Annotated in this window: 4 protein-coding genes and 1 tRNA gene; all 5 read left to right on the top strand. The window is 65.9% G+C overall.

Annotated features, from left to right (window positions below):
- A partial coding sequence (gene carB / locus ACT84W_RS09400; RefSeq protein ID WP_444329008.1) for a carbamoyl-phosphate synthase large subunit occupies positions 1–1,517 on the top strand: 1,517 nt, incomplete at its 5' end.
- 186 nt (positions 1,518–1,703) lie between these two features.
- Positions 1,704–1,790 (top strand) — tRNA-Leu (locus ACT84W_RS09395).
- A 64-nt stretch (positions 1,791–1,854) separates the two neighbouring features.
- Complete coding sequence (tig, locus tag ACT84W_RS09390; RefSeq protein ID WP_417575564.1) at positions 1,855–3,195, top strand: trigger factor; 1,341 nt, start codon at positions 1,855–1,857, stop codon at positions 3,193–3,195.
- A gap of 88 nt (positions 3,196–3,283) precedes the next feature.
- Entirely contained in the window at positions 3,284–3,904 is a 621-nt protein-coding gene (locus tag ACT84W_RS09385) for an ATP-dependent Clp protease proteolytic subunit (RefSeq protein WP_417575565.1), read from the top strand.
- Between the two features lie 87 nt (positions 3,905–3,991).
- Positions 3,992–4,317 (top strand): ClpX C4-type zinc finger protein (locus tag ACT84W_RS09380; RefSeq protein WP_444329010.1); only part of this gene is annotated, 326 nt, incomplete at its 3' end.

Below are 4,317 nucleotides of genomic sequence, written 5' to 3'. Positions count from 1 at the left end.
GCATCGGCCAGGGCATCGAGTTCGACTACTGCTGCTGCCACGCGGCCTACGCCCTGGAGGCCAAGGGTTACGAGACCGTCATGGTCAACTGCAACCCGGAGACCGTCTCCACCGACTACGACACCTCCGACCGACTCTACTTCGAGCCGCTGACCTTCGAGGACGTGATGAACATCATCGAGGTCGAGCGCCCCGAGGGCGTCATCGTCACGCTCGGCGGCCAGACCCCCATCAATCTCGCCAAGCGCTTGAAGGCCGCGGGCGTCCCCATCATGGGCACGCAGCCGGAGGCCATCGACCTCGCCGAGGACCGCGACCGCTTCGCCGCGTTGCTCGATAAGCTCGAGATCGCCTACCCGCCCTCGTCGACCGCCGAGACCGTGGCCGACGCCAAGGCCGTCGCCCGCCGCGTGGGCTACCCCTTGCTCGTCCGCCCGAGCTATGTGCTCGGCGGCCGCGGCATGGGCATCGTCTACGACGACGACGACCTCGTGAAGTACATGGGAGAGGCCACCAAGGTGAGCCCTGACCACCCGGTCTACCTCGATGCCTTCCTCGAGGACGCCATCGAGCTCGACGTCGACGCCCTGTGCGACGACGAGGAGTGCTACGTCGGCGCGGTCCTCGAGCACATTGAGGAGTGCGGCATCCACTCGGGCGACTCCGCCTGCTGCTTCCCGCCCTTCTCGCTCTCGGACGCCATCGTGGCAAAGATCCGCGAGACCACCCGCAAGCTCGCGCTCTCGTGCCACATCCGCGGCCTCTTGAACGTCCAGTACGCCGTCCGCGACGAGCAGGTCTTCGTCATCGAGCTGAACCCGCGCGCGAGCCGCACGGTGCCGTTCTCGTCCAAGGCCACGGGCGTGAGCCTCGCCAAGTACGCCGTGCGCATCATGAGCGGCGAGAAGATCCGCGACCTCGGCCTGCCATCGGAGGACGCCGATCGCGGCTACTACGCCGTCAAGGAGGCCGTCATGCCTTGGAGTCGCTTCCCGGGCGCCGACGTCACCCTGGGGCCCGAGATGAAGTCCACGGGCGAGGTCATGGGCCTTGACGTGACCTTCCCCAAGGCCTACGCGAAGACCCGCGAGGCCATCGACTACGACGTCCCGCAGTCCGGCACCGTCTTCCTCAGCGTCTGCGACCGCGACAAGCGCTCCATCGCCCCTGTGGCGCTCTCGCTTCTGCACCTGGGCTACGACCTCGTGGCCACGAGCGGCACGGCAAAGACTCTCAAGGCCGCCGGCATCCCCTGCGAGGTCGTCAGGAGGATATCCGAGGCGAGCCCGAACATCGGGGACATGCTCGCCGAGGGCAAGATCAGCTTCATGGTCAACACCCCGCACGGGCACCGCTCCCGCGGCGACGGCGCCGTCCTGCGCTCGGAGGCCGTGAGCCGCGGCATCGACATGGCGACGACCATGTCCGGTGCGGTGGCGCTCGTCCAGGCCATCAGCGCCCTGCGCCAAGGCCCGCTCGACGTATATGCCCTGCAGGACCTGCCCCAGGCCCGCTAGTCCCTGCAAGACTCTTCGCAGGCTCGTTGAGCCCGCCGGATCAGCACCAGCCCTACTTGTCTTTGGAGGCCCCTGCGCGACCGTGCGCGGGGGCCTCCTCGCCACGGCGGCGCGCCTCTGTGCAAATCCCATGTCGTTTGGGGTTTTTCTCGTAATTTGTTATTATTGGACGGCTGTGCGACCACTGCGGGCGTGGCGGAACTGGTAGACGCGCTGGATTTAGGTTCCAGTGGGGGAGACTCCGTGAAGGTTCGAGTCCTTTCGCCCGCACCATCGCAGCAACATAGGAACTAGCTGGCGGGGAAGGCCCGCCAGAGCACGAGACACTGGAGGAACGTTGAACATCACCGTCACCGAGCCGCAGCGCGAGGAGAACACGCTGACCGCCGAGGTCACCGTCGCCGCTTCCGACGTCAATGCCGCCATCAAGAACACCTACAAGCAGATCGCCCAGCAGTACAAGTTCCAGGGCTTCCGCCGCGGCAAGGCTCCCCGTCCCGTCATCGACGCCATGATGGGCAAGGAGGGCGTCATCGCCCAGGCCACCAACGACTTCCTCAACTCCCTCGAGCCCGCCGTGCTCGAGGAGATGGACGTCACCCCTGTCGGCCGCCTCTCGTTCGGCGACGAGCCCGAGCTCCTCGTCGAGGGCTCCGAGTACAAGGCCAACGTCAAGGTCGAGGTGCGCCCGCAGGTCGAGCTCGAGAGCTACGACGCCCCCGAGGTCAACATGCCCCCCGAGGAGGCCACCGACGCCGAGGTCGACTGGCAGATCAAGCAGCTCCTCTCTTACCAGACCACCTATGAGGACACCGACGAGGACCGCGAGGTCGCCGAGGGCGACATCGTCAACGTCACCATCGAGGACGTTCAGGGCGCAGGCCACCTCGCCGGCGAGAACAAGACCGTCTTCCTCAACGGCCAGCAGGTCCCCGCTGAGCTCCAGGCCGGCATCGTCGGCATGAAGAAGGGCGAGACCAAGGACGTCGAGTGGACCCACAGCCACGAGCACGACGGCGAGACCCTCTCGCACGACTTCAAGGTCAAGGTCACCCTCAACGCCATCAAGAAGGCCGTCGTCCCCGAGCTCTCCGACGAGCTCGTCAAGAAGTCCTTCGGCTATGACGACGTCGACGCCTTCAAGGCCGCCGTCAAGGAGGAGATCGAGGCCGACAAGAAGCACACGCTTCCCGACCTCAAGGAGGACCGCGTCGTCGAGGCCATGGGCAAGCAGGTCAAGCTCGATGAGGTCCCCGAGAACTACAAGAACGAGATCTTCAACGAGCTCGCCCAGGAGTTCCTGGCCCAGCTCCAGCGCCAGAACATCAGCCTCGACATGTACCTGCGCGCCCGCGGAGTGAAGTCCGACGACTTCATCGCCGATCTCCACGAGCAGGCCGACGAGCGTGCCCGTCAGTCCCTCGCCCTCGACGCCGTCGCCGAGAAGCTCGGCCTCGAGGCCTCCGATGAGGACGTCGACAACGAGTTCGCCCGCGCCGGCATCAAGGACGTCAAGTCCACCGTCGCGCAGTGGAAGAAGGAGGGCCGCCTCCCGGCCATCCGCGACTCCATCAAGCGTACCAAGGCCCTCGATTGGCTGGTCGAGAACGCCAAGGTGACCGTCAAGGACGAGGTGGCCGAGCGCGCCGCCGAGGCCGAGGCGGCCGACGCCGAGTAGCATACCTGCTCGATCCGCACCAGCTTTGTCAGCCCCGAGCGAGCATCCGGCCCGCTCGGGGCTTCGTGTACAACCTCTAGGAGGGTATATGCACAACCCGACGAACATCCCCCTGATTCCCTATGTCGTGGAGCAGACCCCGCGCGGCGAGCGCAGCTTCGACATCTACTCCCGACTGCTCAACGACCGCATCGTCTTCCTCGGCGAGGAGGTCACCCGCGACTCCGCGAACCTCGTCATCGCGCAGCTCCTCTTCCTCGAGAGCCAGGACCCCGATAAGGACATCTCGCTTTACGTGAACTCGCCCGGCGGCGACGTCTACGCGGGCCTCGGCATCATCGACACGATGAACTTCATCAAACCCGACGTCTCGACCATCTGCGTGGGCATGGCCGCCTCCATGGGCGCGGCCATCCTGGCCTGCGGAGCCAAGGGCAAGCGCCTGAGCCTCCCCAACTCGATGATCCTCATCCACCAGCCGAGCTCCGGCGTCTCCGGCCAGCAGACCGACATCCAGATCGTCGCCGACGAGACCCGCTGGATCCGCCAGAAGCTCAACCAGATGCTCGCCGACGCAACCGGCCAGCCGATCGACCGCATCAACGCGGACACCGAGCGCGACAATTACATGCGCGCCGCAGAGGCCTGCGAGTACGGCCTCGTCGACAAGGTCATCTCTTCCCGTAACGACCCGGCTTCCCAGGAGTAGCAGATGCCCTCTAACAACGACGGTTACAACCGCGGTTACGGTTTCCCGGGCTTCGGCGGCCCGGGTTATGGCGGCCCCGACGACGAGATGCGCTGCTCCTTCTGCCACAAGACCCGCTCGCAGGTGAACAAGCTCATCGCTGGCCAGGACGGCGTCTGCATCTGCGACGAGTGCCTCCAGGCATGCATGGACATGATGGGCCAGGGCGCCGCGGACGACGAGGGCGCTTTCGAGGTCGCCGATAGCCTGCCCATGAGCCAGGTACCGACCCCTCACGAGATCTACGACGAGCTCTCGCAGTATGTCATGGGCCAGGAGAGCGCCAAGCGCGCCATGTCGGTCGCGGTCTACAACCACTACCGCCGCATCCTCTCCGGCAACGCCGAGGTCGACTCCTCCGCCGAGGACGTCGA

This window comes from Paratractidigestivibacter sp. (assembly GCF_052362415.1).
Taxonomy (GTDB): domain Bacteria; phylum Actinomycetota; class Coriobacteriia; order Coriobacteriales; family Atopobiaceae; genus Paratractidigestivibacter.
The sequence above is the reverse complement of the archived record's forward strand: the minus strand, read 5'-3'. Positions and strand labels throughout refer to the sequence as shown.

What these genes read in the sequence shown, in the direction of transcription:
- ACT84W_RS09385 (WP_417575565.1), top strand. Translation starts at nt 3,284, where the DNA reads ATGCACAACCCGACGAACATCCCCCTGATTCCCTATGTCGTGGAGCAG.